Origin of the sequence: Pigmentiphaga daeguensis (assembly GCF_039523035.1) — a bacterium.
Taxonomy (GTDB): domain Bacteria; phylum Pseudomonadota; class Gammaproteobacteria; order Burkholderiales; family Burkholderiaceae_B; genus Pigmentiphaga; species Pigmentiphaga daeguensis.
The window spans coordinates 156,500-181,028 of record NZ_BAAAEN010000012.1 but is presented as its reverse complement, the minus strand read 5'-3'; the positions used below and the strand labels follow the sequence as shown (position 1 = coordinate 181,028).

Genomic DNA, 24,529 nt, shown 5'->3' with positions numbered 1-24,529 from the left:
GAGGCCGAAGCGCGATACTATCGGCAACTTGCAGCGCCGACTGTGGAACCTGTTTTACTTTAACCAAAAAGCCTCCGCGATCCCCGGTGCGATTCAGTCCGGGTGGGATTTGACGTAGAGACCGAAATCTCTTGGACTCATATCGGCCTGGCGCATCCGAGTGATCTGCTGACGAAGTTCCTCCGACGCTAGAGCAATGTGCTTGTACCAATTGATGGACGCTTCCGGCAGCCAAACGCGGCAGAGATCTTCATACCCGGGTCGATATCCGAACCAACGGCCCATCTGCATCAGCGTGTCATACATTCGCGTGTTGCGGTACATATAGCTGATCGTCAGCCCCTCGATGGTGAGGCCGCGCGACAGGCTGAGACCGCCGATGGCAATGGCGGTGAGACCGATGCCGTCCTTCTCGTACTTCGCGAAATCCAGAACCTCATCGCTCTTGCTATTGACCACATAGGTCCGGAAGTGCTCGAAAACACCCCAGAGAGAGGCTTTGACGTCGTCCCACGCATAGTGCCTGCCAGCGAACTCGTTGCCGGCGAATTCGGCATCGAACACGGCTTTAAGTCGCGCCATGTATTCGTTCTTCGCCGATTTTTCTTCCGGCATCATGTAGTTGGCCTTCACCGCATCCCGGATACGGTCGAGGCGCAATCCTATGAAGCTCCGCACCTCTTTTTGGACGGATACGAAACGCGACACATTGATCAGCATGGAGCAGTGCTTGCGTTCCTGACCTCGAAGATTCCGGATGGCACGAGCCACGATGAACTGATCGAGCGCGTGGTAGAGGCTGCCCGGCAGTTCGGCGACGGGCGATCCGTTCTTGTGCGTAAGCGGGAGATACTCCTCACAGTCAGCGATTTGCCGAAGAATGGCGTCGCTGCTGTCCTCGTTCAGAAAGACTTTGTCCGGTCCGAAATATGTTGATGGCGCATCGAGCGAGTGAATGAAATCCTTCGGGAACAGCTCCTCATAAGCGTCCTTGTCGAAGGCATCGGGGTCGATGAATATGTTTGCGAACGGGGTGGCTGTGTATCCGACGTAGCAGTTCTTGGTGAACAGTCGCAGTATTTTCCTGATCCAGGAGTTTGTGACGGTTGGATTGATGTCAGGCTTGTTGGTGTTGATGGATGCGTTATCGGCTTCGTCGTCGATGACCAGCATCGGCACGTCGGCAATGCGGTCGCGACCCTTCGCGTTCAGCTCCCTCAACCATATGTGCAGAGCTTCGAGCGTTTTCACATTCTTCTTGATAACCAGAACCACCGGATTCTTGAAGTCGTTCAACTGCGCACCACTTACGCTGGCAGTTTGTTTATTGAAGTCAGAGTTTATGGTTGTCAGTGTTACTGGCTTGGGGTAGCTCCCATCCACTCCCACCCCGATGCTCACCCGGTTGGAAGGGTCGCTGGACCGACCAACAAATCCCTCATCGATGCGCTGCTGTGTCTGCTTGCGCAAATTGTTGTGGATACCCGCGATGACAATGATAAATTTATATCCGGCATCTGCAGCTTTCGCGATAACACCCATATAGTTTGCTGTCTTGCCAGACTGGACATGTCCAATGACAAGACCACGACGACTCCACGCCCCCTCACTCTTAGGGTCTTGCAGCAGCCCCAGGATCTTCGATCCATCACCGTTAAGCAGAGTATTGACGACCGTCGGCTTCCAGCCTTCACCACGAAGATAGCCACCATAAGCATCCGCATATGTTGTGCCAATTTCGCGCTTGTGAATCCAGTCTTCATCATGAGCGGCATCAATGTCCACCAGAGAGACGCCAGCATTCATACGCTGGGGTATGGTCGACTCGGCCTCGGCGATGATGTTCTTGAGATCACCGGTGTATCCCAAGAGGGGGGAAAGTGCGGCAGCCTTGGCCCCGATCTCTTCGCGCGACGGAAGGTTTTCTTGACCATCAAATGCTCCAACCAAAGCCGCCAGTACGATTTTTTCTTTTTCCCTCTGTACGCTCATGAGAATTCCTTCTGGATGTATTGCTCGACAGTTTCGTTATGGGAATCAAATAGTCGCGTCGATCTGACAATATCCCTGAATACTTCCGCATTCCCCGATGCATCATCCCAAAGAGCGCGCTTCAACTCATGGAGTTGCTCCCGCACGTTCTGCGTTGAGGGCTTGGGATTCACCTCGCGGGGGCTGGTCGAATAATCTGAATACATCATCTCGATTGGTAGAGATGCGGAAATTGCTTCAAGAAGGAGATCCAGATGCCGGACACCCTCACCATTGAGTCGGCCCCGCAACCGATCCACAAGAGGGTGCGAGCCGTTCAGGACATACCTGATTCCGGTTTGATCGGCATATCGCTCCCACAGTGGGGCTCTGACTTCCTGAAATAATTTTTGCCCACGCCCCCGATGTACCGTCACGCTGCGACCAGTGATCTGGCTGATGATCTGACGCAGGCGCTCACGAACCGTATGCGGTGGACGTGCGCGTGATTTCTTGATGTCGATGGTCCAGGCTTCATCAAGGCTGTTGGGAAAGTCGATCTGCACGCGCGCCAGCTTGGTGGCTTCACCTTTCGGCACCAGCCGGAACCAATCTCCCCATGCCATCAGGCGACCGTTCCGATAGACATAACCTCCCTGGTTGGAAATAAAATCGCTGCGATCTTGGTAGTAGTCATACTCGGAAGCGGAAAGACGGCTGTGATGGGGCAGCACATAAGGTTGCAGACGCACCTCGGCATCACCAATCCGGACAATTTCCTCCGGAAGCACCTGGGTGGCAGAATTCTTCCTGCAGAATGGATCGAATGCGGCAATGGCGTGACCATTGACGGTGATCGATATCCTGGAGTGGCCCTTCACCTCTCCGGCGAGAAAGCGGTGAAAGACGAGGGAGAGGTGCCTTCCAACCACCCCCAGCTTTTCGTTGACGATTTCCTGGCTCCGGTTTCCGGCCTCGTTCTCCATCAATCGGTCGAGCTTCTGCCAGATCACCGCAGTGCCTCGGCTGCCAAGTCGGTCGACATGCGGCAGCGCCCGCATGTCGGCTTCATCCAGAATGCTCAGAACCCAGTCGTCCGCCGCATCGATGCGGTCCAGATCCCACTCGGCACCGCAGGTCTGATCATCTCCGTTACTCACAACTGTCAGGGATCGGCACTGGGAGAACGACGCGGTCTTCAGCCCAAGACCAAAGCGTCCGAGGTCCTGTGGAGATCGCTGCTGTCTGGGGTTGCCAGTGCCATGGCGCATTGCAGCCAGCAGCTCGCTCTGATTCATACCTCTGCCATTGTCGAGAATGACAAGTGCAGGATGGTCGCCGGATACATCACAGATGATGTTGATCACATCCGCGCCCGCGGAAATGCTGTTGTCGATCAGGTCTGCGATGGCCGTTTCGAGCGAGTACCCGAGATCCCTCATCGACGCCGAGAGGCAAGCCGCGCTTGGTGGATGTCTGTGCTCCCTTGCCATCAAGATGCCCCTTGTGATTTCTCGCGGATCAACTGCATGCTAACCTCCCAGAAGTTGCTTCCCCTCTGTCGGATTGACTGGCAGATGTGCGAATCGACGGTTGTTGCAGACATCCAGGTGGAATGCCCCCAGGGCCATGCGCGTACCGACCACCCCTCAGCGCAGCCGCATGATGTCGAGCATTCGCGGAAAGAACACCTGGCCGGAACGAACCCTTCGCTCCCTTCTTTTCGCCAGGGGATTTCGCTATCGACTTCATGTCAGAACGCTGCCCGGCTCTCCGGACCTTGTGTTCCCGAAGCACAAGGCGGTGGTGTTCGTCCACGGCTGCTTCTGGCATCGACACGAAGGCTGCCGCTACACCACCACACCCCGGACCAACGAAGAGTTCTGGCAACGGAAGTTCCTGGGCAATGTCGACCGCGACAGGCGACACGTGGAGACGCTTCGGGCTCTTGGCTGGCGTGTGGCCATCGTCTGGGAGTGCGCGTTGAAGCATTCGATCGAGGACACTGCGCGATTGGTCGAGGAATGGCTGCATGGCAATGAGGAAGCTCTGGTGAGCGGTCAGTCTGCTTCGGCAAGCAACGGAACCTGAACCTGCCTGGGAACGCTGCGCCTTGCGCTTTCCATAGGTTTGCTATCCGCGCGGTCATTGCCTTGCCTGCGTTTCTTCCTGTTCATCTCGTTCAGCAGGCTGCGCACGATCCTGGCCAGCTTGTGCGCCAGCAGCGGAGGAACGGCATTTCCGACCTGGGTGTACTGCTCCGTGCGGTTGCCCGCGAAGAAGTAGTTGTCGGGAAACGTCTGCAGGCGCGCCGCTTCCCTGACGGTGAGGCTTCTGCACTGCGAAGGATCATAATGAATGTAGTAATGACCATCCTTGGCGATGTGCGCCACAACCGTCGTGGCTGGCTCGTTTCTGCACTGCACGCGAAACCGATCCCTGAACGGAATGGCCTCGGCCTCGCTCCAGAATTGCACGTTGAGGTGATCGGGCAACAGCTTGGGAGGAAAGACATTCAGCCGAGGGGAATACCCCTGCAAATGTGCAAAGGTCGACGCGAAGAGATATCGGGCCAGATCGGATGCCATGTGCGCGCGCGCCTCATGTTGGCATATGCCACCCAGGCTTCGATCATGCAGCCACTGCTGCAGCTCGGTCGGTTTTTTGGGCCTTCGGTACTCTCGCGGGATGAAGGCTCCTCCGGTACTGGTACTGGTGGCTGCGGCGGCAAAGGTCCGCATCGATTCGGTCATGACGGACTCGTTCTCCGTCCGCCATCCCTTGACGTAGGCAGGCGCAGCCTGAACAGCCTTGCGCCATGCTTCCAGCGATTCTCCTCTGGACAATCTGCTCCGAATTCTCGGCAGGTCTTCGATGGTCTGCCTGACAGTCGCAGGCCTTGATACGGGCTCAAGCAACTGATGCTGAGGCACGCCCTGTCCCTTGCGCACGCCAAGCAGGATCACTCGATGCCTGCTCTGAGGTATGCCATAGCGTTCGGAATGAATGAGGTAGTCCCCAGGCTCCAGAGAATCACTGTTTCCCCTCTTTGTGAAGGAGCGGATTTCATACTCCAGTCCATCCACGGGTGAGGAGAGGTCCGCAATGATCTTCTCGAACATCGGATTCCCGGAGTGCTTGGACGACAGCAGTCCCTTGACGTTCTCCATCACGAAGATGGTCGGCTTGTGAACCTGGATGATCCGCAGGTACTCCATGTAGAGAAGGTGCTTTTCGTCCTTGTGAAAATCCTTGTCGTTGGCACGCCGCGACCGTCCGGCAAGGGAATATGCTTGGCAGGGCGGGCCACCTATGAGCACCCAGGTCTCCTGTCCATTCAGTGCGGCCCGGATTTCATCGTCAATGCTGGTCTCATCGGATTTTCCAAGTTCCAGGCATCTCGCTTCCCTGGCGGCATGCTCGAAGGCGCTGGCCACGGCAGGAATGCGGCGGAAGGCAGCTTCGTCGATCTCACCCCGTATGTAGCTGTAGTAGTGCCTGACATCCTTGGTGCCGCGCAGGCGCCTGAACGCCGCTCGCAGCATCAGTGTTCGATGCGCAACCTCCGTCTTTTCGATGGATAGACCGATCTCGAAGAATGGCTGCCGCTTGTGGCCCTTGAGAGAGGCAAATCCCTCTCCGAGCCCTCCGGGACCTGCAAAGAGGTCGATTATTGGAATCGGCATTTCTTGTTTTCCTGCTGTTCGCCATTGATCGCAGATTCGGCTGTGCCGATCACATAAGAACTCATTCGTAACCCATCCCCAGTTCCTGAGCTTGACGGCTCAGTTCATCCATGGCCTGCACACTGGCTTGCTCCCTCGCGTCCTTGAACTGCAGCAAATCGGCCAGACGAACACGTCGGTGCTTGCCTGTTCGAAGAAAGGCCAGTTCCCCGTCCTCCAGAAGCTTCACCAAATGAGGTCTGGACACATTGAGCAGATCGGCAGCTTCCTGGGTGGTCAATTCGGCGTTTACCGACACCACTCTGATTGCATCGCCTTTGGCGAGTCCGTTGAGAATTTCTTCCACGAGGCGCAGTGTCGAGATAGACAGTTCCATCTCATGCGCCCGGTCTGCTTCATCAAAGAGCTGAACGCGCCTTGTTTTGCGCTTGCCGGAAAGACAGGACGCAAGAGCCCGCTGACCCCGGGCCGCCAGTTGGACTTCCTGTTCGTCAGGCAGCTTCATGCGGGCGTGCGCTGAGGTATTCATTCGAGGTCTCTGTCAGTTGAAGTGCACGACGCTGCATTCTAGAACGAAACAATCGAAAACGAAATAAACGAAACTCTTGTCTTAGGTGCAAGGCTGACCTGACGCTCGATGTTGATGAAAAGTCCCATCTGCGGCCCTCTGGCTTCTCGACACATCAATCCGGTCGCTCACGAGTTCCCATTGTTTGCGGCCTGAAGTCGCCCTGATCTCCACCATCGAGCCATTGCTGATCACACAGGAATGGCGCGATGGTGGCTTCAACCTGGCTGCGCGCCGCGCATCGCGGCGTGCCCACTTTTCTCGTGACGGCCCTCCTGATGGGTCAGTCCCCGATGGCGGTGGCCGAGTCCCCGGCACAGCGCCAGGAACTGGTCGGCGCGCTGCGCCAGCTCGACGCGCTGGAGCGCACCGTGACGGACAGCGCCGCGCACACCCCCGTCATTCCGGGCGAGCGCTACCACTTCGACTACCCGCGGCTGCTGGCGGACCTGGCGCGCGTGCGCGCTGGCATCCAGGCCCATCTCACACCGTCGCGCGCCCAGCCGCGCGACCCCGCCGAACTGGCCGGCGACTACAGCATCGAGCGGCCGGCTGAGCCGCTGCCCGCTGCGGCTGCGACCGCGGAGGGCAAACCATGAACGGCGCGCAGGTCTCGGCATTTCAAGCCAACAGCGGCATTGCGCCTTCCTCGATGGCGACCGTCCTGGTCGGCGTCGTGTTCGCAGTCCTGCTCGTGTGGGGCGTCTGGGCCATCCGAACGGCCTACGTGGGGTGGTCCGAGAGCCGCCTCAACCAGCGCCAGTTCCTCGGCGTCTGCATCCGCTTCGTCGCGATGTACCTCGTCCTGACTTTCTTCCTTCTCTCTTGATCTTCCTGACCTGAAAGGCCTGACCATGCCAAACCGCATCCTCACTTCCCGTCTTGCCCAGCGCGCCGCCGTGGTCCTGGGCGCCGCCGCGCTGCCCGCGCTGTCGTTCGCGCAGGGTCTGCCGCAGTTGGAGAACCCAACCCGTGGCACGGGCAATGGCATCATGGAAACGATCAGGAACTACGGCTACGACATCATCATGCTCGTGGCCCTGCTGGTGGTGGCTTCGATGTTTATCGGTGTCTGCTATCACGCCTATGGGACCTACGCGGAAATCCACACCGGCCGCAAGACCTGGGGCCAGTTCGGCCTCACGGTCGCCATCGGTGCCGTCCTGCTCGTGATCGGCATCTGGCTGCTCACCGAAGCCACCGGCATCCTATAAGCGAGGTCGGTATGTCCGAGCAGCAGCACGTCCGTGCGGACGGAACGGTCACGTTCCTGCCGCACCGGCTCAACCGCCATCCAATCGTCGTGCGTGGCCTCACCGCGGACGAACTGTGGATCTGTTGCGGCCTGTCCGGCGGCGCGGGCTTGCTGATCGGCGCGCCGCTGTCCTGGGTGTTCCGGACGATTGCGCTTGCGCCCACATTCATCGTGCTGGGCGTGGCGTTTGGCGTGTTCGTGGGCGGTGGCATTCTGCGCCGGCTCAAGCGCGGCCGGCCTGACACCTGGCTGTACCGGCAGTTGCAGTGGCGCATCGCCACGCGCCATCCGCTGATGGCAGGCTGGGTGGGGGGCCATGTGCTGGTCTCGCGCTCGGGCTTCTGGACCACCCGAAGGTCTGTTGCAAGGGGGGCGCGATGAGCCGTTTCAAGAACGAGATCGCCCACCTGCAGGCGCATATCAAGACGTTGCGGCTGGGCGCTGGAGCACTGGTCATCATCGCCCTGGTCATGGGTGGCGGCTGGTGGAGTGCTCCGCGCGATCTGACCATCCACGTCCCGCCTGACCTGCGCTCCGGCAGCACCCGCAAGTGGTGGGAAGTGCCGCCCGAATCGGTCTATGCCTTCACGTTCTACGTGTTCCAGCAGCTCAACCGCTGGCCGACCAATGGCGAGGAAGACTACCCGCGCAACCTGCATGCGCTCTCGCCATACCTCACTCCGGCCTGTCACGCCTTCCTGCGTGCCGACTACGACTACCGGCGCAGCACGGGCGAACTGCGGCAGCGCGTGCGCGGCATCTATGAAATCCCGGGCCGGGGTTATGGCGACGATCCCACCGCCCGCGTGCGTGTCGTCTCCGACCGCGACTGGGTGGTGACGCTGGACATCAGCGCCGACGAGTACCACGGCGCTGAGCAGGTCAAGCGCGCCCTGGTGCGCTACCCCATCAAGGTCACACGGGTGGACGTCGATCCCACGCGCAACCCATTCGGCCTGGCGCTCGACTGCTACGACGGCACGCCCCAGCGGATCGACGCCCCGGAGCCGACGCGCCCGGCATCTGGCGGCCGGTCTCCGCAAGCGCCCCAAGGAGAAATCCAATGAAGCACTCCCTACAGCATTACTTCCTCGCTTTGCTGGGGCTGCTGGCCTCGGCACCTGCGGCGCAGGCGGTGGAGATCCTTCGCTGGGAGCGCATGCCGCTGGCCGTTCCCCTGAAGGTCGGCCAAGAGCGCATCGTGTTCATCGACCGGAATGTCCGCGTGGGTGTGCCGGCCGCCGTGGGCGAGCGCCTGCGGGTGCAGAGTGCGGGCGGCGCGGTGTACCTGCGCGCCAGCGAGCCGATCGAGCCCACACGGTTACAACTGCAAGACGCCGACACGGGCGCATTGATTCTGCTGGACATCGCCGCCGAGCCGGCCAAGGAAGGCGAACCTGCACTGGAGCCGGTGCGCATCGTCGAGGGCAATACCGCCCCAGCGCGCTATGGCGACCAGCCAGCGGTCGCTGATGAAGCGTCGGCACGCGCTGGTGATTCGGCGAGCGCGCCGCCGGCCCGGCGCGAAACCCCGGTCCCCGTCGTGCTGACGCGGTTTGCCGCACAGAACCTCTACGCACCGCTGCGCACGGTTGAACCGCTTGCGGGCGTGATGCGCGTCAACCTGCGCCGCGACCGGGACCTCGGCACGCTGATGCCGACGTTGCCAGTGCGCGCCGTCGCACTCGCCTCTTGGCGCCTGGAGGATCAGTGGGTCACCGCAGTGCGCCTCACGAACAACAGTGCCGCCTGGACCACCCTCGACCCGCGCGTGTTGCAAGGCGATTTCCTCACCGCCACTTTCCAGCATGAGGCGTTGGGCCCACGCGGCACACCGGAGGACACGACCGTCCTGTACCTGGTGACGCGCGGGCGGAGCCTGGCGCAATCGCTGCTGCCCGCTATCCACCGCTTCGACCCGGCCGTTCATCTGCCGCAGCCGGGTGCAGATGAGAATGGCAAGGAGGCCCGCCATGCGCAGTAATGGACTCCTGAAGTGGCTGATGATCCCTGTCGCGCTGCTGGTGCTGTTCATTGGCGTCCGGCTGTTCTCGGGCGGGGGGGCTTCGACACCTTCCCAAGCCGATGCGGGGAGCCAGCTCACGCCCGAAGAGATGAAGGCGCTGGGCATCGAGGGCGATACCCCCCGCGATACCGTGGCCACGCTGGTCGCGCAGGTCAAGCAACTGCGCACCGAGCTTCAGACCGCGCTGTCCGACAACAAATCCCAGCGCGAAGAGAACCAGCGCCTGCGCCAGCGCGAGAACTCGATCGATCAGCGCATCAACTCCGCGCTCGAATCCGAGCGCTCCAACCTGCGGCGCGACCAGCAGCAAGCCGCGAGCGAGCGCCAGCAGACCGAAGGCTTGCTCGCGGACTTGCAGCGGCGCCTGGAGAGCATCGGCGGTCGTGGCGGCGGCCATGCCGACCTGCCGGTGGGCCTGGGACTGCGCGACGGCGACGAGACCGGGATGGAAGGCGGTGTGCGCTGGGTGGAACCGGACGACGCGAAGAAGGCCGAGGACCGCGGCTCGTCCAGTGGCGCCATGAGCTTCCCGACGAGCTTTGGACCGGCGCAGCGCACGCTGGAAACCACAGCACAAACCGTGGCGAACGCGGGCGCGCGCGCCGCCGGGGTCAAGACCGCCAAGGCTGTTTATACGGTTCCGACGAACTCCACCCTCATGGGGTCGGTGGCGATGACGGCCCTGATCGGCCGTGTGCCGATCGACGGCACCGTGAACGATCCGTACCCTTTCAAAGTCCTGGTGGGCCCCGACAACCTCACGGCCAACGGTATCGACATTCCCGACGTGGCGGGCGCCGTGTTCAGTGGCACGGCTTCAGGCGACTGGACGCTCTCGTGCGTGCGCGGCCAGGTGCGCAGCATCACGTTCGTGTTTCACGACGGCACGATCCGCACGATTCCCGAGGACCGCGACGGCAACCAGCAGAACAACCAGCAACAGAACTCTCAAAGTGGGGGCCTGGGCTGGATCAGCGATCCCTACGGCATTCCCTGCGTCAGTGGGGAGCGGCGCAGCAACGCCCAGCAGTACCTCGGCTCCCAGGCCCTGATCACCGCGGCCGGTGCCGGCGTGGCCTCGCTCATCGAAAGCGACAGCGGCCAGATGTCCTATGTCGGTTCGGACGGCTCCATCGGCACCGTGGGCATCAGCGGTCAGGAAGCCGTGGGCCGGATTCTCGCCAGTGGCGTCCAGGACATGTCGAACTGGGTCAACAAGCTCTACGGCCAGGCGTTCGCGGCGGTGTACGTCCAGCCCGGCGCCAAGGTCGCCCTCCACCTCGAAAAACCGCTTGCCCTCGACTTCGATCCCGAAGGCCGCAAGGTCGATCACCGCGCAGGAGAAAGCCATGCTCTCGAACTTGACTGACTTGACCCGTGGCCTGGCTCTGGCCCTCGCCGTCGTGGTGCTCGGCGGCTGCGCCACCAGCAAGGAGAAGCTGCTGCCTCACGGTAGCAGCACGATGATGGACATCTGGCAGCAGGAAGCCGGCGGCGGTGGCGGCCAGGTGGCGCGCAGGCAATTGCTCGATGCGCGTCAAAGCCTGCGCCGGCCGCTGACCGAGGCCCATGTCGAGGCCGCGCCCGCCGAGCAGATGCGCTACACGCGCACGGCGCGCAACGAGGTCTATCGCCAGTTCAAGCGGCTGCCGAATCCCGATCTCGTGATGTACGTGTACCCGCACCTTGCAGGCACGGACCCCGTCCCCGTGCCGGGCTACACGACGGTCTTCCCGCTGTACCAGCGCATCCAGTACGCCATGCCGGGCGAGCGTGTGGAGGACTACTGATGCGCTGGAAACTCCCCTGGCCGAAGGCGGCCACCGTCGGCAGCAGCAGTACATCCGACGACGAGCAGCCGGACGGCTGGCAGCGCCATGTCGAGGCCTTGCGTCAGGCCGGCATCCCCGAACCCGGGTCAGCAGTCCAGGACCGCCGGCCGGCGACCGTGGCGAACGAACAGGCGCTCTATGACGTCGCGCCCTCGTTCGTGGAGTTGCTGCCCTGGGTAGAGTTCCTGCCCGGGTCGAAGTCCATGCTGCTGGAGGACGGGCAATCGGTGGCAGCGTTCTACGAACTGGTGCCGCTGGGCACTGAGGGCCGGGAACCTGGCTGGCTCGCGCATGCCCGCGACGCCCTGGAGAACGCGCTGCAGGACAGCTTCGATGAACTGGATGAACACCCCTGGGTGCTGCAGCTCTACGCGCAGGATGAGCCCAGCTTCGACCAGTACATGCAGAACCTGCGCGACTACGTGCAGCCGCGCGCCCGCGACACGGCCTTCACCGAGTTCTACCTGCGCTTCTTCGGCCACCACCTGCGCGCGGTGGCCAAGCCGGGCGGCCTGTTCGAGGACACGGTGGTCACGCGCCTGCGCTGGCGCGGGCAGACACGGCGCGTGCGCATGGTGGTCTATCGCCGCGTGACCGGGCATGGACAGGGCCAGACAAGCCGCCGTGGCCAGACGCCGGAGCAGATGCTGGGCATCGTCTGCGACCGCCTGTGCGGTGGCCTGGCAAACGCCGGCATCCAGGCCCGGCGCATGGTCGCGACGGACGTTCACGATTGGCTGCTGCGGTGGTTCAACCCCAATCCCGCGTTGCTCGGGCCTGGGGTCGAGGACCGCGAGCGCTTCTATGCGTTGGCGCGCTATCCCGATGAGACCGAAAACGGCGAGATCGAACTGGCGAGCGGGAAGGATTTCAGCCAGCGATTGTTCTTCGGCCAGCCGCGCTCCGACGTGGCGCATGGCACCTGGTATTTCGACGGCATGCCGCACCGCGTGCTGATCACCGACCGCCTGCGCATGCCACCTGGCGCCGGGCACCTGACCGGCGAGACCCGCAAGGGCGATGCGATCAACACGCTGTTCGACCAGATGCCGGAGGACACCTTGATGTGTCTCACGATGGTCGCCACACCGCAGGATGTCCTCGAATCGGATTTGAACCACCTGGCGAAGAAGGCCGTGGGCGAAACCCTGGCGTCCGAGCAGACGCTCAAGGACGTGCAAGAAGCCCGTTCCCTCATCGGCAGCGCGCACAAGCTCTACCGGGGCACGCTGGCGTTCTACCTGCGCGGGCGTGACGAAGCCGAGCTGGACCGGCGCGGGCTGGATCTGGCGAACGTGATGCTCAATGCCGGCTTGCAGCCGGTGCGCGAGGACGACGAGGTGGCGCCGCTCAACAGCTACTTGCGCTGGCTGCCGTGCTGCTACAACCCCAGCCAGGACCGCCGCAAGTGGTACACGCAACTCATGTTCGCCCAGCACGCGGCAAACCTGTCTCCGGTATGGGGCCGTGCCCAGGGCACCGGGCACCCCGGCATCACGATGTTCAACCGCGGCGGCGGCCCGATCACCTTCGACCCTCTCAACCGCCTGGACCGGCAGATGAACGCCCATCTGTTCCTGTTCGGCCCGACCGGCTCGGGCAAAAGCGCCACGCTCAACAACCTGCTGAACCAGGTCACGGCGATCTACCGGCCGCGGCTCTTCATCGTGGAGGCCGGTAACAGCTTCGGTTTGTTCAGCGACTTCGCCAGGCGTTTGGGCCTGACGGTCAACCGCGTGAAGCTGGCCCCCGGCTCGGGCGTGACCCTGGCGCCGTTCGCCGATGCGCGCCGGCTGATCGAGACACCCAGCGACGTGCAGACGCTCGATGCCGATGCGCTGGACGAAGACCTGCCACCCGATGCCCTGGCCATGGAGCCGGACGAGCAACGCGACGTACTGGGCGAGTTGGAGATCACTGCGCGACTGATGATCACAGGTGGCGAGGACAAGGAAGAAGCCCGCATGACGCGGGCCGACCGCTCGCTGATCCGCCAGTGCATTCTGGATGCTGCCGAGCGCTGCGTGGCCGAGAGGCGCACTGTGCTCACGCGTGACGTGCGCGATGCGTTGCGCGCGCGGGGCAACGACAGCACGCTGCCAGAGATGCGGCGCGTGCGATTGCTGGAGATGGCGGACGCGATGGACATGTTCTGCCAGGGCACGGACGGCGAGATGTTTGATCGGGACGGTTCCCCTTGGCCCGAGGCCGACATCACTCTGGTGGATCTCGCGACCTACGCCCGCGAGGGCTACAACGCGCAGCTCTCCATCGCGTACATCAGCCTCATCAGCACCGTCAACAACATCGCGGAGCGCGACCAGTATCTGGGCAGACCGATCATCAATGTGACCGACGAAGGCCACATCATCACCAAGAACCCGTTGCTCGCGCCCTACGTCGTCAAGATCACGAAGATGTGGCGCAAGTTGGGCGCGTGGTTCTGGCTCGCAACGCAGAACATCGACGATCTGCCCCGAGCCGCAGAACCCATGCTCAACATGATCGAGTGGTGGATCTGTCTGTCGATGCCGCCGGACGAGGTGGAGAAGATCGCGCGCTTTCGGGAACTCTCGCCCGCACAGAAAACGCTGATGCTTTCCGCACGCAAGGAGGCGGGGAAATTCACCGAAGGCGTGATCCTGTCGAAGTCGATGGAGGTGCTGTTTCGGGCCGTACCACCGAGCCTCTACCTCGCACTCGCGCAGACTGAGCCCGAGGAGAAGGCCGAGCGGTACCAACTCATGCAGCAGTACGGCATCACCGAACTGGAGGCAGCCTTCAAGGTGGCTGAGAAGATCGACCAGGCGCGCGGCATCGAGTCGCCGGCCCTCGACTTGCCGCAGTAGCCGGAGAACGTCATGGAACCAAAACGCCCTCCCATTCCGATGCAAGTACAGGCATTCCGCCGCCGACACCGGCGGTCCCGCTGGTCTTCGGCGCTGGCCGTTGCCCTGGTGGCGCTGCTGCTGATCTGGCTCGCTTCCCGGTTGCCCGGCGAATCCTCAACGCAGTCGTCCGCCCCGGACAGCGCTGCGCAGGTGGCGGGGCCGCCGTGGCAGATGGGCAACCCGGAAGGCCGCTTTACGCTGACACTCTATGCTGACCTGGAGTGCCCGTTCTGCCGGGACTACTTTCCGAAGCTCAAGCAGTGGGTGGCCGCCAACACCGACGTTGCCCTGCAATGGCATCACCAGCCGCTGGCCGCGCATGAGCCGGCCGCGTCAGCCGAAGCACGCCTGGCCGAATGCGCTGCCGAAGCCGGCGGGCATGCTGCCTTCTGGCGGGCCATCGAATGGGTCTATGTCCATACGCGCAGCGATGGTCAAGGCCTGCCCGACGGCCTGCGCTATCCCGATCTCACGCCCGCCATCGAGCACTGTCTGGTAAGCGAGCGGCCGGATGCGGTGATCCGCGCCCAGGCCGAGGAAGCCACAAAGGGCGGCGTGACCGCCACGCCATCTATCCGGCTGCACGATCGCCAGACGGGCCAGGCAATCCTGCTGCAAGGGCCGATCGAGGGTGACTCCCTGCTGTCGGCCATGGACATGCTGTCGGCTGACGACTCGGCCGCCACACCCACCACCGAAATGCCTGCCGACGTTGTCGGCGACATGCCCAGGTAGCCTGCGGTCCTTGAGGCTACGGCGCAGTCCTCTGCGCTGATCGCTCCCCGTTCGCCTCGCATCCTGGCCGCGAACGACCACCGCCACCGCGATGGTGGATGCATCTTGTTCCGTTGTTCCCATCCCCAGGAGGGCTTGCCCTCCCTGGGCATGCGCCTCCGTTCTCATCACCCGGAGGTTCGTCATGTCTTTCGCCGTCAATGACTCTTGCGTGGAGTCGCTTTCCGTCGTCGCAGCCCAGCACGAAGACTGGATCATCCAGCAAGCCATCGCGCTGCTGGAAATGCGGGTTTTCAAAGCTGGCCCCCGCCTCGACCGGCCAGCAGCCGTGCGAGACTACCTGCGTCTGAAGCTGGTCGCCGAGCCCAACGAAGTATTCGTCGTTGTGTTCATGGACAGCCTGCACCAGGTGCTGGCCTACGAGCCGATGTTCAGAGGCACGATCAATTCGGCCACGGTGCACGCGCGAGTCATCGTGCAGCGCGCTTTGGAGCTGAATGCCGCTGCGGTCATTCTTTCGCACCAGCATCCCTCCGGAGCCACTGAGCCGTCGAACGCCGATCGCGCGCTGACCCAGCAACTGCAGGCCGCGCTGGCGCTCATCGATGTTCGGGTACTGGACCACATCATCGTCGGCCAGGGAATTCCGTACTCCTTCGCGGAGCACAGCCTGCTGTAGCGCATCGCTTCATTGATCACAGCGGGGGCTTCGGCCTCCGCCTCTTCCTTGCCGCGAAGCAAGCAGGTATGCGGGGTGTCCGCGATGCGCATTGTTTGTTGGGGCCGCACCGGGTTCGGCGTTTGACTATGGCCCTGATCAACTTCCGGGGCACGCGTCATGCCAGCATCTTTTTCCAGATTCGCGCTAGGCTGGCGAGCCCTTGGCCTGGCCGTTGCACTGCCGGTGTCCCTGGGTGTCTTCAGTCCGGCCACATTCGCTGCCGATGTGCTGGTTATCACCGACAGCCGCCATCCGGTCAAGACCATGGGCAGCGAGCGGCTGATCGAGCTGGACGAAGCACACCGGATTGAAGCAGGGCTTTCTGCGGAACTGCCCACCAAACCCGAGCAGGCGACCGCCATCGTCAAGCACCGGCTGAACACCGGCGGCACCGACCTCCAACGCCGGATCGCTTCCGCTTACCAGGGCGTCACCGACGCATGGAGCTTGGGCATCACCAGCATTCCGGCTGTCGTGGTGGATCAACGCTACGTCGTCTATGGCGAACCGGATGTGGCCCGCGCCGTCGCGCGCATCGAGCAGCACCGGAGGGCCCAGCCGTGACCCGCCCATTCGACCTGTTGCGCCGCCTGCGTGCTGGTGTGGCGTCCGTACTGATGCTCAGCGCCACGGGCAGCTATGCGCTCAACACCGCGACCATCGTCGGCTCGGTGGCATCGCCAGAGTGCCTCGATTACCGGGTGGTGGGCATCTGCTACTGGCTCTACTGCACCTGGACCGGCTGCACGGTGCGCACGTCCGTCAAAGTGCGCCACTACATCCCCGATGCGGTCGTCTCCAGCTACAGCAACACCGGCGAAAACCCTTGGGTCGAAGTCCGGGCGATGAGTACACCCAACCCGTCGGCCCAAGCCGGAGGCGACGGCACCACCAACGAAGACCACGAGAACAACCTCGCCAAATTCAAGAACGCGGATGTCATCGGGCATCCCGGTGTCGAGGTGTTCAACCAGTTCGTCTCCTCATCGGGCTACTTCTGCGAGGGCGCGGGCACGGCGTTCATGCCGTATCTGCTCAGCACCTTGGACACGCTGGCCTGGCGCTACAACGTGCCCGAGATGGCCTACCCCGAGGCACTGGTCCCCGGAATGCGCGAGATCGGCGCGCGCTCGACGTTGAACCTCTGGGGCAACGTGTATCCGCGCGGAGGATTCCTGCACCAGACGGACGACCACAAGGCTGGCGCTGTGGTGGCCCAGCGTGCCGGCGATGTCGTCACTCGCCGCGGGCAGTTGCACGTGTACCAGCCGCTGCTCGCCAACGCCCGCGATGGCTACTGGCCGGCTGGCGCGCTGATGGAGAGCGATGCCTCGACAGGCAAGTGGCAGGAACTCACACCCGTCCTGTCCTCGTCTTGCTCGGTCTTCCCGCGCAGCGGCGCCCTGACACAGGCCCAGCAAGGCGATTACGCCTGGGCGCTGTGGCGGCCCTATGCGTGCTGTGAACGCCGTGGGCAGGTGTTCCTTGGCAGCGTCGATTTCCAATGAGGGTACGGCGATGAAGCGTCCTGAACCGACGAATCTTTCCACCATGGCGTACCGCCTGTTGCGTCCGACGGCACTGGCCGGCGCGCTCGCCCTGGTCTGCGGCCTGGCATGGGCACAGGTCGGATACCAGAACAGCGGCCCCGTCATCGGCGATGACGTCATGTACTCAATCGGCGGCGGCAGCGCCGTGTCCATGGGCCGTGCAGCCGGCATGCGCTCGATCGGGGTCGGCGTGGGGTGGAACAGCAACCTGATCTGCGGCGACATGAGCATTCAGACCACGCTGCGCAATCAGCTCAACGGCATCACGAATGGTTTCCAGCAGATCATGGGCAACGTGATCCAGAGCGCCACGAGTGCCGTGGCATCCCTGCCTGCGTTGATCATCCAGCGCGCCGATCCTGGCCTGTACAACTTGCTCACGAATGGCGTGCTGCAGGCTCGGCTGGACTTCGACCGCTCGAAGCTGACGTGCCGCGCCATGGCCGAGAAGATGGCCGAGACCGCGGGCGGCCAGCTTGGCTGGAGCCAGATGGCCGAAGGCATGGCGCTGCGCGATGCGGTGTCGAGCACGGATGCCGTGTCGGCGATTGAGCAGGCCGAGACGCGCCGGGGCAATGACGGCGTGTCCTGGGTGGGCGGCAGCAATGCTGGCGGCGCAGGCCAGCCCGCTATCCGGGTGGTCGGCGATGTCACCCGCGCGGGTTACAACCTGGTCAACGGCCGTGGCGTGACCGACACGTCGTCCATTGCAGCAGCCAGCTGCGCGAGCCTGTCATGCCAAACTTGGACGTCACCGCAGCAAGCGACCGAATGGGCCACGCGGGTCCTCGGAGAACAGGTGCAGCGCACCTGCGACTCCTGCACCAAGACCGAGACGGTGCCCGGTGTCGGGCTGACGCCGCTGATCCAGGAAGAATACGAGGCGAAGCTGGAAGCACTGCAGGAACTGATCTCGGGCACGCGCAACACGACGTTCGAGAACCTGCGCGAGGCGGGTAGCAGCTCGCTGCCGATCACGCGCGGCGTCGTCGAGGCGCTGCGCGACGAGCCGGACCAAGACCTGCTCGCGCGACGCCTGGCGTCCGAGGTCGCGCTGTCGTCGGTGCTGGAGAAGGCATTGCTGCTCCAGCGGACCCTGCTGACGGGCAAGAAGGAGCCCAACGTGGCGGCCAACCAGTTGGCCGTCGAGGCCGTGAACCACGAGAGCAGCACGCTCGATCAGGAGATCCTCAACCTCAAGACCGAGCTGGAGCTGCGCCGCGAGCTGGCCAACAACTCGCCGATGGCCATCATCCAGCGCCACGGTACGCGCGCGGCGGGTTCGCGCGGCGTCTATGAGGGCGACCCGGTGCCCGACCGCCTCGACCAGTTGCAGAAGGGCAACCCGGGAGGCCGACCATGAGTCCGATGCGCGCGAACTGGCTGCGCCGGCGCTGGCTGTTCAGCCAGCGCGCGGCGAAGGCGCTGCTATGGACGGTGGTGATCGTCGCGACTGCCGTGGGAGCCAATGTGGTCGGCATCTACCTGGTCGGCAGCGTTGCCGGCTGGGAGCAGTGGCTGGCCGCTGCCGCGGGCTACTTCCTGGTGTGGCGGCTGTGCCTGTACGGCGCGACAGCCTATGGATGGGTCTGGATGCGCCGCCGGTTGCTGGCGCGCGAGGCCCAGAACAACGCGGATGGGCAGGCACGGCGCCGCCTGGTGCGCAGCGAGATCGCCAGTGTCATCGCCATCGTGGCGCTGGAAGCCAGCCTGCTGATGCAGGGCTGAGGGGAGGTTCGGGCCATGACGCTTTTCACGACCGACTACCTGGAGTACTACCTCACCCTCGTCTCCTGGATCGTCCATAACGGGATATGGGCCGTGCTGGTGTCCAGCGGGGTATTCGCGCTGCCTTTCGTGGCGATCATCGTGCAGGAATGGCTCAAGGCCCGCGCGGAAGGCGCGGACGAAGGCAACAAGGGCGTGCTGTCGGCTGCGCGCATTGAGAACCGGGTGTTCGTCGCCATCGTGGTGGTGATGTTCGCTGGCATTCCATTCATCGACGTGGACCTCAACACCATCCAGTACGACAGCTCGCGCTCGGCGCAGTGCCAGGTCAGCGTGCCGCAGCCTACCGACACGGGCTGGTCGCAGTCTTTCTCGACGCTCAACAACCAGAGCGCCAAGCTGCCGGTGTGGTGGGCCTTCATGCACGCGCTCTCGCGTGCGGTTACGGGTGCGTCCGTGGCGGCGATCCCTTGCGGCACTGATTTACGGCAGATGCGCATGGAGATCGACGCCACGCGCATCGACGACCCAGTGTTGGCTCAGGAGGTCGCGGATTTCACGCACGACTGCTACGGGCCGGCCCGCGCCAAGCTATTCATGCAGCGTCCGACCCTCGATGACGCACAGATGCACGACGTGACCTGGATTGGTTCGCGCTTTTTCACGGACACAGCCGGCTACTACGACAACTATCGGTCGAGCACGCCACGCGATGATTGGCCCTACGACAGCAACCGTGATGCCGGGCTGGCCCAGGTGTCCAGCGGCGGTGGCTACCCGAGCTGCCGGCAGTGGTGGGCTGATGGCAGCAACGGCCTGAGGGCGCGGCTGTTGGGTCAGGTGGACCCAAATTTACTCACACGGGTGGCGGGCTGGGCTGGGTTCCTGAGCCGCGCCGAGGTGGACGACTCCGTGATCCGCACCATCGCTGCACCGAGACAGCAGAAGCTGAACCAGGGCAGTGTCTATACGGACTACGGTGGCCAGATCGACAAGACCTTGCCGAACGTCATCACGCGCGCGGCCGGCGACGTAGGAATGGCCGTTGGGGGAATCGCCGCGTTCCCTGCCATGGACGTCGTTCGCCAGGCACTGCCTATGGTGCTCGCCTTGCTCAAAATGGCGCTGGTCATCTGCATCCCACTCGTGCTGGTCATTGGCACCTACGACCTGAAGACGGTTGTTACCGTCAGCGTCGTGCAGTTCGCGCTGTTCTTCGTGGATTTTTGGTTCCAGCTCGCACGCTGGATCGACAGCACTATCCTCGACGCGCTCTATGGGTGGGGCTGGGGCTGGAACCGGCCGCACAACAACTTCGACCCACTGGTGGGATTGAACAATGCGTTCGGGGACATGCTCCTGAACTTCGTCATGGGCACGATGTTCTTGGTCCTGCCGACGTTTTGGCTCGCTGCTTTGGGGTGGGCCGGCGTGAAAGCCGGAGCGCTTGCGCAGAATCTTGCGACGGGCTCAAAGGACGCCAAGGAGAGTACGTCGTCGGGGGTCAACAGGGTGCTTCGGTGAGGCTGAATCCAGAGGCAACTTTCTGTAGATACGTGTCTATCGTTTCCTCTTCCGCAAAACAGAATCAGGTACCGGGCACTTTGACTAATCGTCGTACGGATCGCTGGGGTCGTGCGGATCAAGACGATACCCATCCGACGAATACAAGCCGAACCCAGCTTCTCCATGGCGCAGTTCGTCGCGTGGCATTGAGAAGTCATCACCGCCTTTGCCAAGGCCGCGCGCTACCAGCAATAGGCCCACCAGTACCAGTGCCAGCCAGAAGGAGGCATAGAGCAGCACCCCAAGCGCGGCTAGCTTGACTACCCACACGAGCGCGGTGGTGCCAACCGTTGGCACTCCCTTGGACACCAACCAGTTCGACGCCCGCCGTTCGCCCCGCGCATAGGCGCGCCAACCACGGCCAACGGCGCGGCCGAGGCGTTCTGCGATGCTGATGCGGGACGTGGTGTTCATGGTTGTCTCCTGCTACTGAGGAATACCTATTCCAGTTTGCTTCATTTCATTCTGTTTGGGCTTCAATGTGTTCTCTTGCTGCGTCAGGACGCTTCGTCATCCGGTTCCACCGGGCCGGGGTCAGGTTCCACGCCGATGCGATAGGCGGCAACGAAACGCGGCCAATCCACATGGTCAACCAGGTCGATGTCCTCGATGACGCTGACCTTCATTCCCGCACGCTCGAACAGGGCGATGCTCGTGGCGGGATAGTTGTTGCGCGACGGATAGAGCACCCCGTCGAACAGTGGCTGGCCGTCGTCACCGAGCATCGCATGCACCTGGGCGGACACGTGCTGGGTGTGTGTGTAGTCGCGGCTGGCCAACTGCTCCAGATTCAAGCCGAAGTAGCCCGCCATGACGCCCGGCGCCGTGAGATCAGCCAGAAGCACGTTGGCCACCGCCCCTACGGCGCGCACCATCCGGCCCTGAACTTCTTTCAGCGCGATCGAGCGTCTCGTGTCCGCGAGCCACCGGTGCTTGTGAAACACCGACTCCATCAGCGCCGTGGGCAGGTCGCGCCCCAGGTAGAGCACGCCATAGGCCCCTGCCGGGTCATCGTAGCGATTCGTGCTGCTGCGGCCATAGTACAGCGGGCTGCCCCGATAGGCGGTGCGGCTCACGTGCTGGAGCAGTTCACCGGCATCGATCAGGAACGAAAGCAGCTCGTGGCTCATAGCGGTCTCGCGTCAATGCACCTGAACGCCCAGCACGTTGAACACGGCCTCGGCCACGTCGTCGATCGTGCCATGCGTCACCGCATCCACCGGCGAGAGACCGCCCAGGCCTTCGAGCGGTTCGGACAGCGCGCGGTAGATCGTCCAGTGGTCGATGCCCTCGACCTCCTGGAGCACGGTCTGCGTCAACTGCTGCTTCACCGGGTCGAGCTGCCAGTCGGGCAGCTTCTGGCCGCGCGGCCCCACGTTCAGCGCCAGCAGCCGACGGGCGAGGATGTCCTTGTAGATCTGCTGGCGCGACTTGTCCGCCAGCTTGGCGTACTCAGCCAACGGCAGGTTGTGCGGCTGATTGAAGGTTTCCAGCAGCACGGCGCGGCCTCGCTGGACGTCGGTTTCATTCGGTGCCCAGCGCGCGTCGGCACGCAGTGCGGCCGCCTTGCGTGCCAGGGACTGCTTCACCGTTTCGCCTTCGAGGCTGGCGGGTAGTTTCACCGCCTCCACACGCTCGTGGACGAACGCCTGCAACTCGGCCGCGAAAGCCTTGGCATCCCGGATTTCGACGGTATTCGCGAAACGGCGCACATCCTCCACCGTGACGCGCGGCAGCCGGTCGGCAATGAATTCGATCGCAGTGGGCATGGTCAGCTCCCAGGTAGGTTTGAGACAGGATTCACTCTAGTCGCCTTTGTCGCCTTTGTCAACTTAGTCGCCAGAGTGGGAACCTACCTGGCGGTGTAGCGTCCCGGCAGCATAGGCCGGGGCCAGCGCCAGGTCGCCGTCCAATCCATTCGTGCGGGTTCCGCATTGACGCTGGAGCCGCAACCCAGACCCCGCTATACCGAAACGGTTAAAGGCCAAAGGGTCGAAACGGGAAGGGAATGGGGTGCAAGGGGAAAGGCCCTACCCCGAAAAGGCGAAAAGGCGAAAAGGCCTCCCACCCGGCCCGCCATCAGGACACCGACATGCTCTCCCTGTTCCAGCGAAAACGGCCCCCGGTCGCTGCCGCGCCGTCGCCAGCCCCCGCCGTCGAACCCCCGAAAGGGTTGATGCGGCCGGAGTCGGCTGCATCGCTGCTGGCCACCCCGCGCCGGCAGAAGCTGCTGGAACACATCTGGCAGCGCACCTCGCTCTCGCACAGGCAGTTCGCCACCTTGTACCGTACACCACTGGAACGCTACGCCGAACTGGTCCAGGCGTTCCCAGCCTCCGAAGCGCACCACCACGCATACCCCGGCGGCATGCTCGACCATGGCCTGGAAATCGTCGCCTACAGCCTGAAGCTGCGGCAGTCCCATTTGCTGCCCGTCGGGGCCAGCCCCGAAGACCAGGCGGCGCAGGCCGAAGCCTGGACTGCGGCCGTCGCTTATGCCGCGTTGCTCCATGACATCGGCAAGGTGGCGGTCGATCTGCACGTCGAACTGGCCGACGGCTGCACCTGGCACCCGTGGCACGGCCCACTGCGCCAACCGTACCGCTTCCGCTACCGCGACGATCGCGAGTACCGGCTCCACAGCGCCGCAACAGGCTTGCTCTACCGGCAACTGCTCGATCGCGATCTACTGGACTGGCTCAGTGGCTATCCATCCCTGTGGGCGCCGCTGCTCTACGTCCTGGCCGGACAGTACGAGCACGCCGGGGTGCTGGGGGAACTGGTGGTGCAGGCCGACCGCGCCTCTGTCGCCCAAGAACTGGGCGGCGATCCCGCGCGCGCCATGGCCGCGCCCAAGCACTCGCTCCAACGTAAGCTGGTCGACGGGCTGCGGTACCTGCTCAAGGAAAAGCTGAAACTGAATCAGCCAGAAGCCTCCGATGGCTGGCTCACCGAGGACGCGCTGTGGCTGGTCAGCAAGACGGTCTCGGACAAGCTCCGCGCGCACCTGCTGTCCCAGGGCATTGATGGCATCCCTGCGAACAACACCGCGGTGTTCAACGTACTGCAGGACCACGGCATGTTGCAGCCGACGCCCGACGGCAAGGCGATCTGGCGCACGACCGTGACCAGTTCCACCGGCTGGTCCCATTCGTTCACCCTGTTGCGACTGGCGCCTGCGCTGATTTGGGAGCCTAGCGAACGGCCGACGCCGTTCGCCGGGACGGTGGCGATCGACACGGCTCCTGCGGACAAAGAGGCCGATACGTCGCTCCCACCTCCCACGGCTGATGCGAAGGCCGCCTCGGCAAGCCAAGAGGCGCTGCCATGGGAAGAAGCTGGAAGCACCGCTTCTATTCATCCCCCCAAGCCTCAGGTCATGTCCGATGTCGTCGAGGACATGCTGGCGATGGTGGGAATGGCCTCTGCGCAGGATGTGGAAACTGCCTCGCACGATGCGCCCAACATGCGCCCCGACGTGCCCGAGTCAGCCTCGGTAGCGGCGCTGCCTTCGTCACAAACACCAGCGCCCGCGCTTTCGGCCACGAAGCCTTCGGGCGAGCACTTCATGGCGTGGCTGCGAAAGGGCATCGCTTCGCGGCGCCTCATCATCAACGACGCGAAGGCGCTGGTGCATTCGGTGAGCGATACCGCGTACTTGGTCAGTCCCGGCGTGTTCCAGCGGTATGCGCAGGAACATCCACAGGTAAGTGCGCTGGCCAAACAGGAGGAGCAGTCAGATTGGCAATGGGTGCAAAAACGATTCGAACGACTGCAAGTGCATCGCAAGCAACCCAACGGCCTGAACATCTGGATATGTGATGTCGCAGGACCACGGAAGGCGCGCCGCCTCCATGGCTATCTTCTCAAAGACCCTGTGCATCTGTTCGATAACTCGCCACCGAACAATCCGTATCTTTCTCTTGTTCAAGCGAACCACGACCAGTGAAAGTGGATTCGCCCGGTGCCGCCGCCAACGCTGCTCAGCTCAACTGGGCAC

25 protein-coding genes are annotated in these 24,529 nt (G+C 63.1%); 18 read left to right on the top strand and 7 right to left on the bottom strand.

Annotated features, from left to right (window positions below; translation table 11 throughout):
* Nucleotides 1-93: 93 nt before the first annotated feature.
* Both ABD104_RS16620 and ABD104_RS16615 read right to left on the bottom strand, forming a co-directional pair.
* Nucleotides 94-1,992, bottom strand: a complete 1,899-nt coding sequence (locus tag ABD104_RS16620) for a Z1 domain-containing protein (protein ID WP_343927882.1) — start codon at nt 1,990-1,992, stop codon at nt 94-96.
* On the bottom strand, nt 1,989-3,464 hold the full coding sequence (locus ABD104_RS16615) for an ATP-binding protein (protein ID WP_343927881.1): 1,476 nt from the start codon (nt 3,462-3,464) through the stop codon (nt 1,989-1,991). Before ABD104_RS16615 ends, ABD104_RS16620 begins: the two co-directional genes overlap by 4 nt.
* A 136-nt stretch (nt 3,465-3,600) precedes the next feature.
* Here ABD104_RS16615 and ABD104_RS16610 point away from each other — a divergent pair, with 136 nt between their 5' ends.
* Nucleotides 3,601-4,062 (top strand): very short patch repair endonuclease, encoded by a 462-nt coding sequence (locus ABD104_RS16610; protein WP_343927880.1) that lies wholly within the window; start codon nt 3,601-3,603, stop codon nt 4,060-4,062.
* On the opposite strand, the gene ABD104_RS16605 is transcribed toward ABD104_RS16610, so the two are convergent.
* Nucleotides 4,032-5,657, bottom strand: coding sequence for a DNA cytosine methyltransferase (locus ABD104_RS16605; RefSeq protein WP_343927879.1), 1,626 nt, complete (start codon nt 5,655-5,657; stop codon nt 4,032-4,034). The two genes, ABD104_RS16610 and ABD104_RS16605, sit on opposite strands and share 31 nt — an antisense overlap.
* Before the next feature lie 61 nt (nt 5,658-5,718).
* Nucleotides 5,719-6,186: a helix-turn-helix domain-containing protein gene (locus tag ABD104_RS16600; RefSeq protein ID WP_343927878.1), complete on the bottom strand. Its 468-nt coding sequence runs from the start codon at nt 6,184-6,186 to the stop codon at nt 5,719-5,721.
* Nucleotides 6,187-6,434: 248 nt separating this feature from the next.
* On the opposite strand from ABD104_RS16600, the gene ABD104_RS16595 reads away from it, so the two are divergent.
* From ABD104_RS16595 to ABD104_RS16520, 16 genes are all read left to right on the top strand, one after another.
* The gene (locus ABD104_RS16595; protein ID WP_343927877.1) at nt 6,435-6,824 is read left to right on the top strand and encodes an integrative conjugative element protein, RAQPRD family; all 390 of its coding nucleotides are present in this window, start codon (nt 6,435-6,437) and stop codon (nt 6,822-6,824) included.
* Complete coding sequence (locus ABD104_RS16590) at nt 6,821-7,054, top strand: TIGR03758 family integrating conjugative element protein (protein WP_343927876.1); 234 nt, start codon at nt 6,821-6,823, stop codon at nt 7,052-7,054. Before ABD104_RS16595 ends, ABD104_RS16590 begins: the two co-directional genes overlap by 4 nt.
* A 25-nt stretch (nt 7,055-7,079) precedes the next feature.
* Nucleotides 7,080-7,439: a TIGR03745 family integrating conjugative element membrane protein gene (locus tag ABD104_RS16585; protein WP_343927875.1), complete on the top strand. Its 360-nt coding sequence runs from the start codon at nt 7,080-7,082 to the stop codon at nt 7,437-7,439.
* A gap of 11 nt (nt 7,440-7,450) precedes the next feature.
* Nucleotides 7,451-7,861: a TIGR03750 family conjugal transfer protein gene (locus ABD104_RS16580; protein WP_343927874.1), complete on the top strand. Its 411-nt coding sequence runs from the start codon at nt 7,451-7,453 to the stop codon at nt 7,859-7,861.
* Nucleotides 7,858-8,547, top strand: a complete 690-nt coding sequence (locus ABD104_RS16575) for a PFL_4703 family integrating conjugative element protein (protein WP_343927873.1) — start codon at nt 7,858-7,860, stop codon at nt 8,545-8,547. The genes ABD104_RS16580 and ABD104_RS16575 overlap by 4 nt, the downstream gene beginning before the upstream one ends.
* Entirely contained in the window at nt 8,544-9,464 is a 921-nt protein-coding gene (locus ABD104_RS16570; RefSeq protein WP_343927872.1) for a TIGR03749 family integrating conjugative element protein, read from the top strand. The genes ABD104_RS16575 and ABD104_RS16570 overlap by 4 nt, the downstream gene beginning before the upstream one ends.
* Nucleotides 9,454-10,875, top strand: a complete 1,422-nt coding sequence (locus tag ABD104_RS16565; RefSeq protein WP_343927871.1) for a TIGR03752 family integrating conjugative element protein — start codon at nt 9,454-9,456, stop codon at nt 10,873-10,875. Before ABD104_RS16570 ends, ABD104_RS16565 begins: the two co-directional genes overlap by 11 nt.
* Nucleotides 10,856-11,296 carry a TIGR03751 family conjugal transfer lipoprotein gene (locus ABD104_RS16560; protein WP_343927870.1) on the top strand — a complete coding sequence of 147 codons (441 nt, stop codon included), beginning with the start codon at nt 10,856-10,858 and terminating at the stop codon, nt 11,294-11,296. Before ABD104_RS16565 ends, ABD104_RS16560 begins: the two co-directional genes overlap by 20 nt.
* Nucleotides 11,296-14,187: a conjugative transfer ATPase gene (locus tag ABD104_RS16555; RefSeq protein ID WP_343927869.1), complete on the top strand. Its 2,892-nt coding sequence runs from the start codon at nt 11,296-11,298 to the stop codon at nt 14,185-14,187. Before ABD104_RS16560 ends, ABD104_RS16555 begins: the two co-directional genes overlap by 1 nt.
* A gap of 12 nt (nt 14,188-14,199) precedes the next feature.
* Nucleotides 14,200-14,964, top strand: coding sequence for a DsbA family protein (locus ABD104_RS16550; RefSeq protein WP_343927868.1), 765 nt, complete (start codon nt 14,200-14,202; stop codon nt 14,962-14,964).
* 184 nt (nt 14,965-15,148) lie between these two features.
* A complete protein-coding gene (locus ABD104_RS16545) occupies nt 15,149-15,643 on the top strand; it encodes a JAB domain-containing protein (protein ID WP_343927867.1) in 495 nt (164 codons plus the stop codon).
* A gap of 159 nt (nt 15,644-15,802) precedes the next feature.
* A complete protein-coding gene (locus tag ABD104_RS16540; RefSeq protein ID WP_343927866.1) occupies nt 15,803-16,249 on the top strand; it encodes a TIGR03757 family integrating conjugative element protein in 447 nt (148 codons plus the stop codon).
* Entirely contained in the window at nt 16,246-17,193 is a 948-nt protein-coding gene (locus ABD104_RS16535; protein WP_343927865.1) for a TIGR03756 family integrating conjugative element protein, read from the top strand. The genes ABD104_RS16540 and ABD104_RS16535 overlap by 4 nt, the downstream gene beginning before the upstream one ends.
* 10 nt (nt 17,194-17,203) lie before the next feature.
* Nucleotides 17,204-18,598: an integrating conjugative element protein gene (locus ABD104_RS16530; protein ID WP_343927864.1), complete on the top strand. Its 1,395-nt coding sequence runs from the start codon at nt 17,204-17,206 to the stop codon at nt 18,596-18,598.
* On the top strand, nt 18,595-18,963 hold the full coding sequence (locus tag ABD104_RS16525) for a hypothetical protein (protein WP_343927863.1): 369 nt from the start codon (nt 18,595-18,597) through the stop codon (nt 18,961-18,963). Before ABD104_RS16530 ends, ABD104_RS16525 begins: the two co-directional genes overlap by 4 nt.
* Nucleotides 18,964-18,978: 15 nt before the next feature.
* Nucleotides 18,979-20,487: a conjugal transfer protein TraG N-terminal domain-containing protein gene (locus ABD104_RS16520; protein ID WP_343927862.1), complete on the top strand. Its 1,509-nt coding sequence runs from the start codon at nt 18,979-18,981 to the stop codon at nt 20,485-20,487.
* 84 nt (nt 20,488-20,571) lie between these two features.
* On the opposite strand, the gene ABD104_RS16515 is transcribed toward ABD104_RS16520, so the two are convergent.
* From ABD104_RS16515 to ABD104_RS16505, 3 genes are all read right to left on the bottom strand, one after another.
* Nucleotides 20,572-20,943 carry a DUF3742 family protein gene (locus ABD104_RS16515; protein WP_343927861.1) on the bottom strand — a complete coding sequence of 124 codons (372 nt, stop codon included), beginning with the start codon at nt 20,941-20,943 and terminating at the stop codon, nt 20,572-20,574.
* Between the two features lie 83 nt (nt 20,944-21,026).
* A complete protein-coding gene (locus ABD104_RS16510; protein WP_343927860.1) occupies nt 21,027-21,659 on the bottom strand; it encodes an RES family NAD+ phosphorylase in 633 nt (210 codons plus the stop codon).
* 12 nt (nt 21,660-21,671) lie between these two features.
* Nucleotides 21,672-22,298 (bottom strand): integrase, encoded by a 627-nt coding sequence (locus ABD104_RS16505; protein WP_343927859.1) that lies wholly within the window; start codon nt 22,296-22,298, stop codon nt 21,672-21,674.
* Between the two features lie 323 nt (nt 22,299-22,621).
* On the opposite strand from ABD104_RS16505, the gene mobH reads away from it, so the two are divergent.
* Nucleotides 22,622-24,478, top strand: coding sequence for a MobH family relaxase (mobH, locus tag ABD104_RS16500; RefSeq protein ID WP_324529157.1), 1,857 nt, complete (start codon nt 22,622-22,624; stop codon nt 24,476-24,478).
* Nucleotides 24,479-24,529 lie beyond the last annotated feature (51 nt).

What these genes read in the sequence shown, in the direction of transcription:
- mobH (WP_324529157.1), top strand. Translation starts at nt 22,622, where the DNA reads ATGCTCTCCCTGTTCCAGCGAAAACGGCCCCCGGTCGCTGCCGCGCCG.
- ABD104_RS16605 (WP_343927879.1), bottom strand. Translation starts at nt 5,657, where the DNA reads ATGCCGATTCCAATAATCGACCTCTTTGCAGGTCCCGGAGGGCTCGGA.
- ABD104_RS16550 (WP_343927868.1), top strand. Translation starts at nt 14,200, where the DNA reads ATGGAACCAAAACGCCCTCCCATTCCGATGCAAGTACAGGCATTCCGC.
- ABD104_RS16510 (WP_343927860.1), bottom strand. Translation starts at nt 21,659, where the DNA reads ATGAGCCACGAGCTGCTTTCGTTCCTGATCGATGCCGGTGAACTGCTC.
- ABD104_RS16530 (WP_343927864.1), top strand. Translation starts at nt 17,204, where the DNA reads ATGAAGCGTCCTGAACCGACGAATCTTTCCACCATGGCGTACCGCCTG.
- ABD104_RS16560 (WP_343927870.1), top strand. Translation starts at nt 10,856, where the DNA reads ATGCTCTCGAACTTGACTGACTTGACCCGTGGCCTGGCTCTGGCCCTC.
- ABD104_RS16585 (WP_343927875.1), top strand. Translation starts at nt 7,080, where the DNA reads ATGCCAAACCGCATCCTCACTTCCCGTCTTGCCCAGCGCGCCGCCGTG.
- ABD104_RS16555 (WP_343927869.1), top strand. Translation starts at nt 11,296, where the DNA reads ATGCGCTGGAAACTCCCCTGGCCGAAGGCGGCCACCGTCGGCAGCAGC.
- ABD104_RS16505 (WP_343927859.1), bottom strand. Translation starts at nt 22,298, where the DNA reads ATGCCCACTGCGATCGAATTCATTGCCGACCGGCTGCCGCGCGTCACG.
- ABD104_RS16600 (WP_343927878.1), bottom strand. Translation starts at nt 6,186, where the DNA reads ATGAATACCTCAGCGCACGCCCGCATGAAGCTGCCTGACGAACAGGAA.
- ABD104_RS16595 (WP_343927877.1), top strand. Translation starts at nt 6,435, where the DNA reads ATGGTGGCTTCAACCTGGCTGCGCGCCGCGCATCGCGGCGTGCCCACT.
- ABD104_RS16540 (WP_343927866.1), top strand. Translation starts at nt 15,803, where the DNA reads ATGCCAGCATCTTTTTCCAGATTCGCGCTAGGCTGGCGAGCCCTTGGC.
- ABD104_RS16545 (WP_343927867.1), top strand. Translation starts at nt 15,149, where the DNA reads ATGTCTTTCGCCGTCAATGACTCTTGCGTGGAGTCGCTTTCCGTCGTC.
- ABD104_RS16590 (WP_343927876.1), top strand. Translation starts at nt 6,821, where the DNA reads ATGAACGGCGCGCAGGTCTCGGCATTTCAAGCCAACAGCGGCATTGCG.
- ABD104_RS16615 (WP_343927881.1), bottom strand. Translation starts at nt 3,464, where the DNA reads ATGGCAAGGGAGCACAGACATCCACCAAGCGCGGCTTGCCTCTCGGCG.
- ABD104_RS16620 (WP_343927882.1), bottom strand. Translation starts at nt 1,992, where the DNA reads ATGAGCGTACAGAGGGAAAAAGAAAAAATCGTACTGGCGGCTTTGGTT.
- ABD104_RS16570 (WP_343927872.1), top strand. Translation starts at nt 8,544, where the DNA reads ATGAAGCACTCCCTACAGCATTACTTCCTCGCTTTGCTGGGGCTGCTG.
- ABD104_RS16580 (WP_343927874.1), top strand. Translation starts at nt 7,451, where the DNA reads ATGTCCGAGCAGCAGCACGTCCGTGCGGACGGAACGGTCACGTTCCTG.
- ABD104_RS16610 (WP_343927880.1), top strand. Translation starts at nt 3,601, where the DNA reads ATGCGCGTACCGACCACCCCTCAGCGCAGCCGCATGATGTCGAGCATT.
- ABD104_RS16565 (WP_343927871.1), top strand. Translation starts at nt 9,454, where the DNA reads ATGCGCAGTAATGGACTCCTGAAGTGGCTGATGATCCCTGTCGCGCTG.
- ABD104_RS16575 (WP_343927873.1), top strand. Translation starts at nt 7,858, where the DNA reads ATGAGCCGTTTCAAGAACGAGATCGCCCACCTGCAGGCGCATATCAAG.
- ABD104_RS16525 (WP_343927863.1), top strand. Translation starts at nt 18,595, where the DNA reads ATGAGTCCGATGCGCGCGAACTGGCTGCGCCGGCGCTGGCTGTTCAGC.
- ABD104_RS16515 (WP_343927861.1), bottom strand. Translation starts at nt 20,943, where the DNA reads ATGAACACCACGTCCCGCATCAGCATCGCAGAACGCCTCGGCCGCGCC.
- ABD104_RS16520 (WP_343927862.1), top strand. Translation starts at nt 18,979, where the DNA reads ATGACGCTTTTCACGACCGACTACCTGGAGTACTACCTCACCCTCGTC.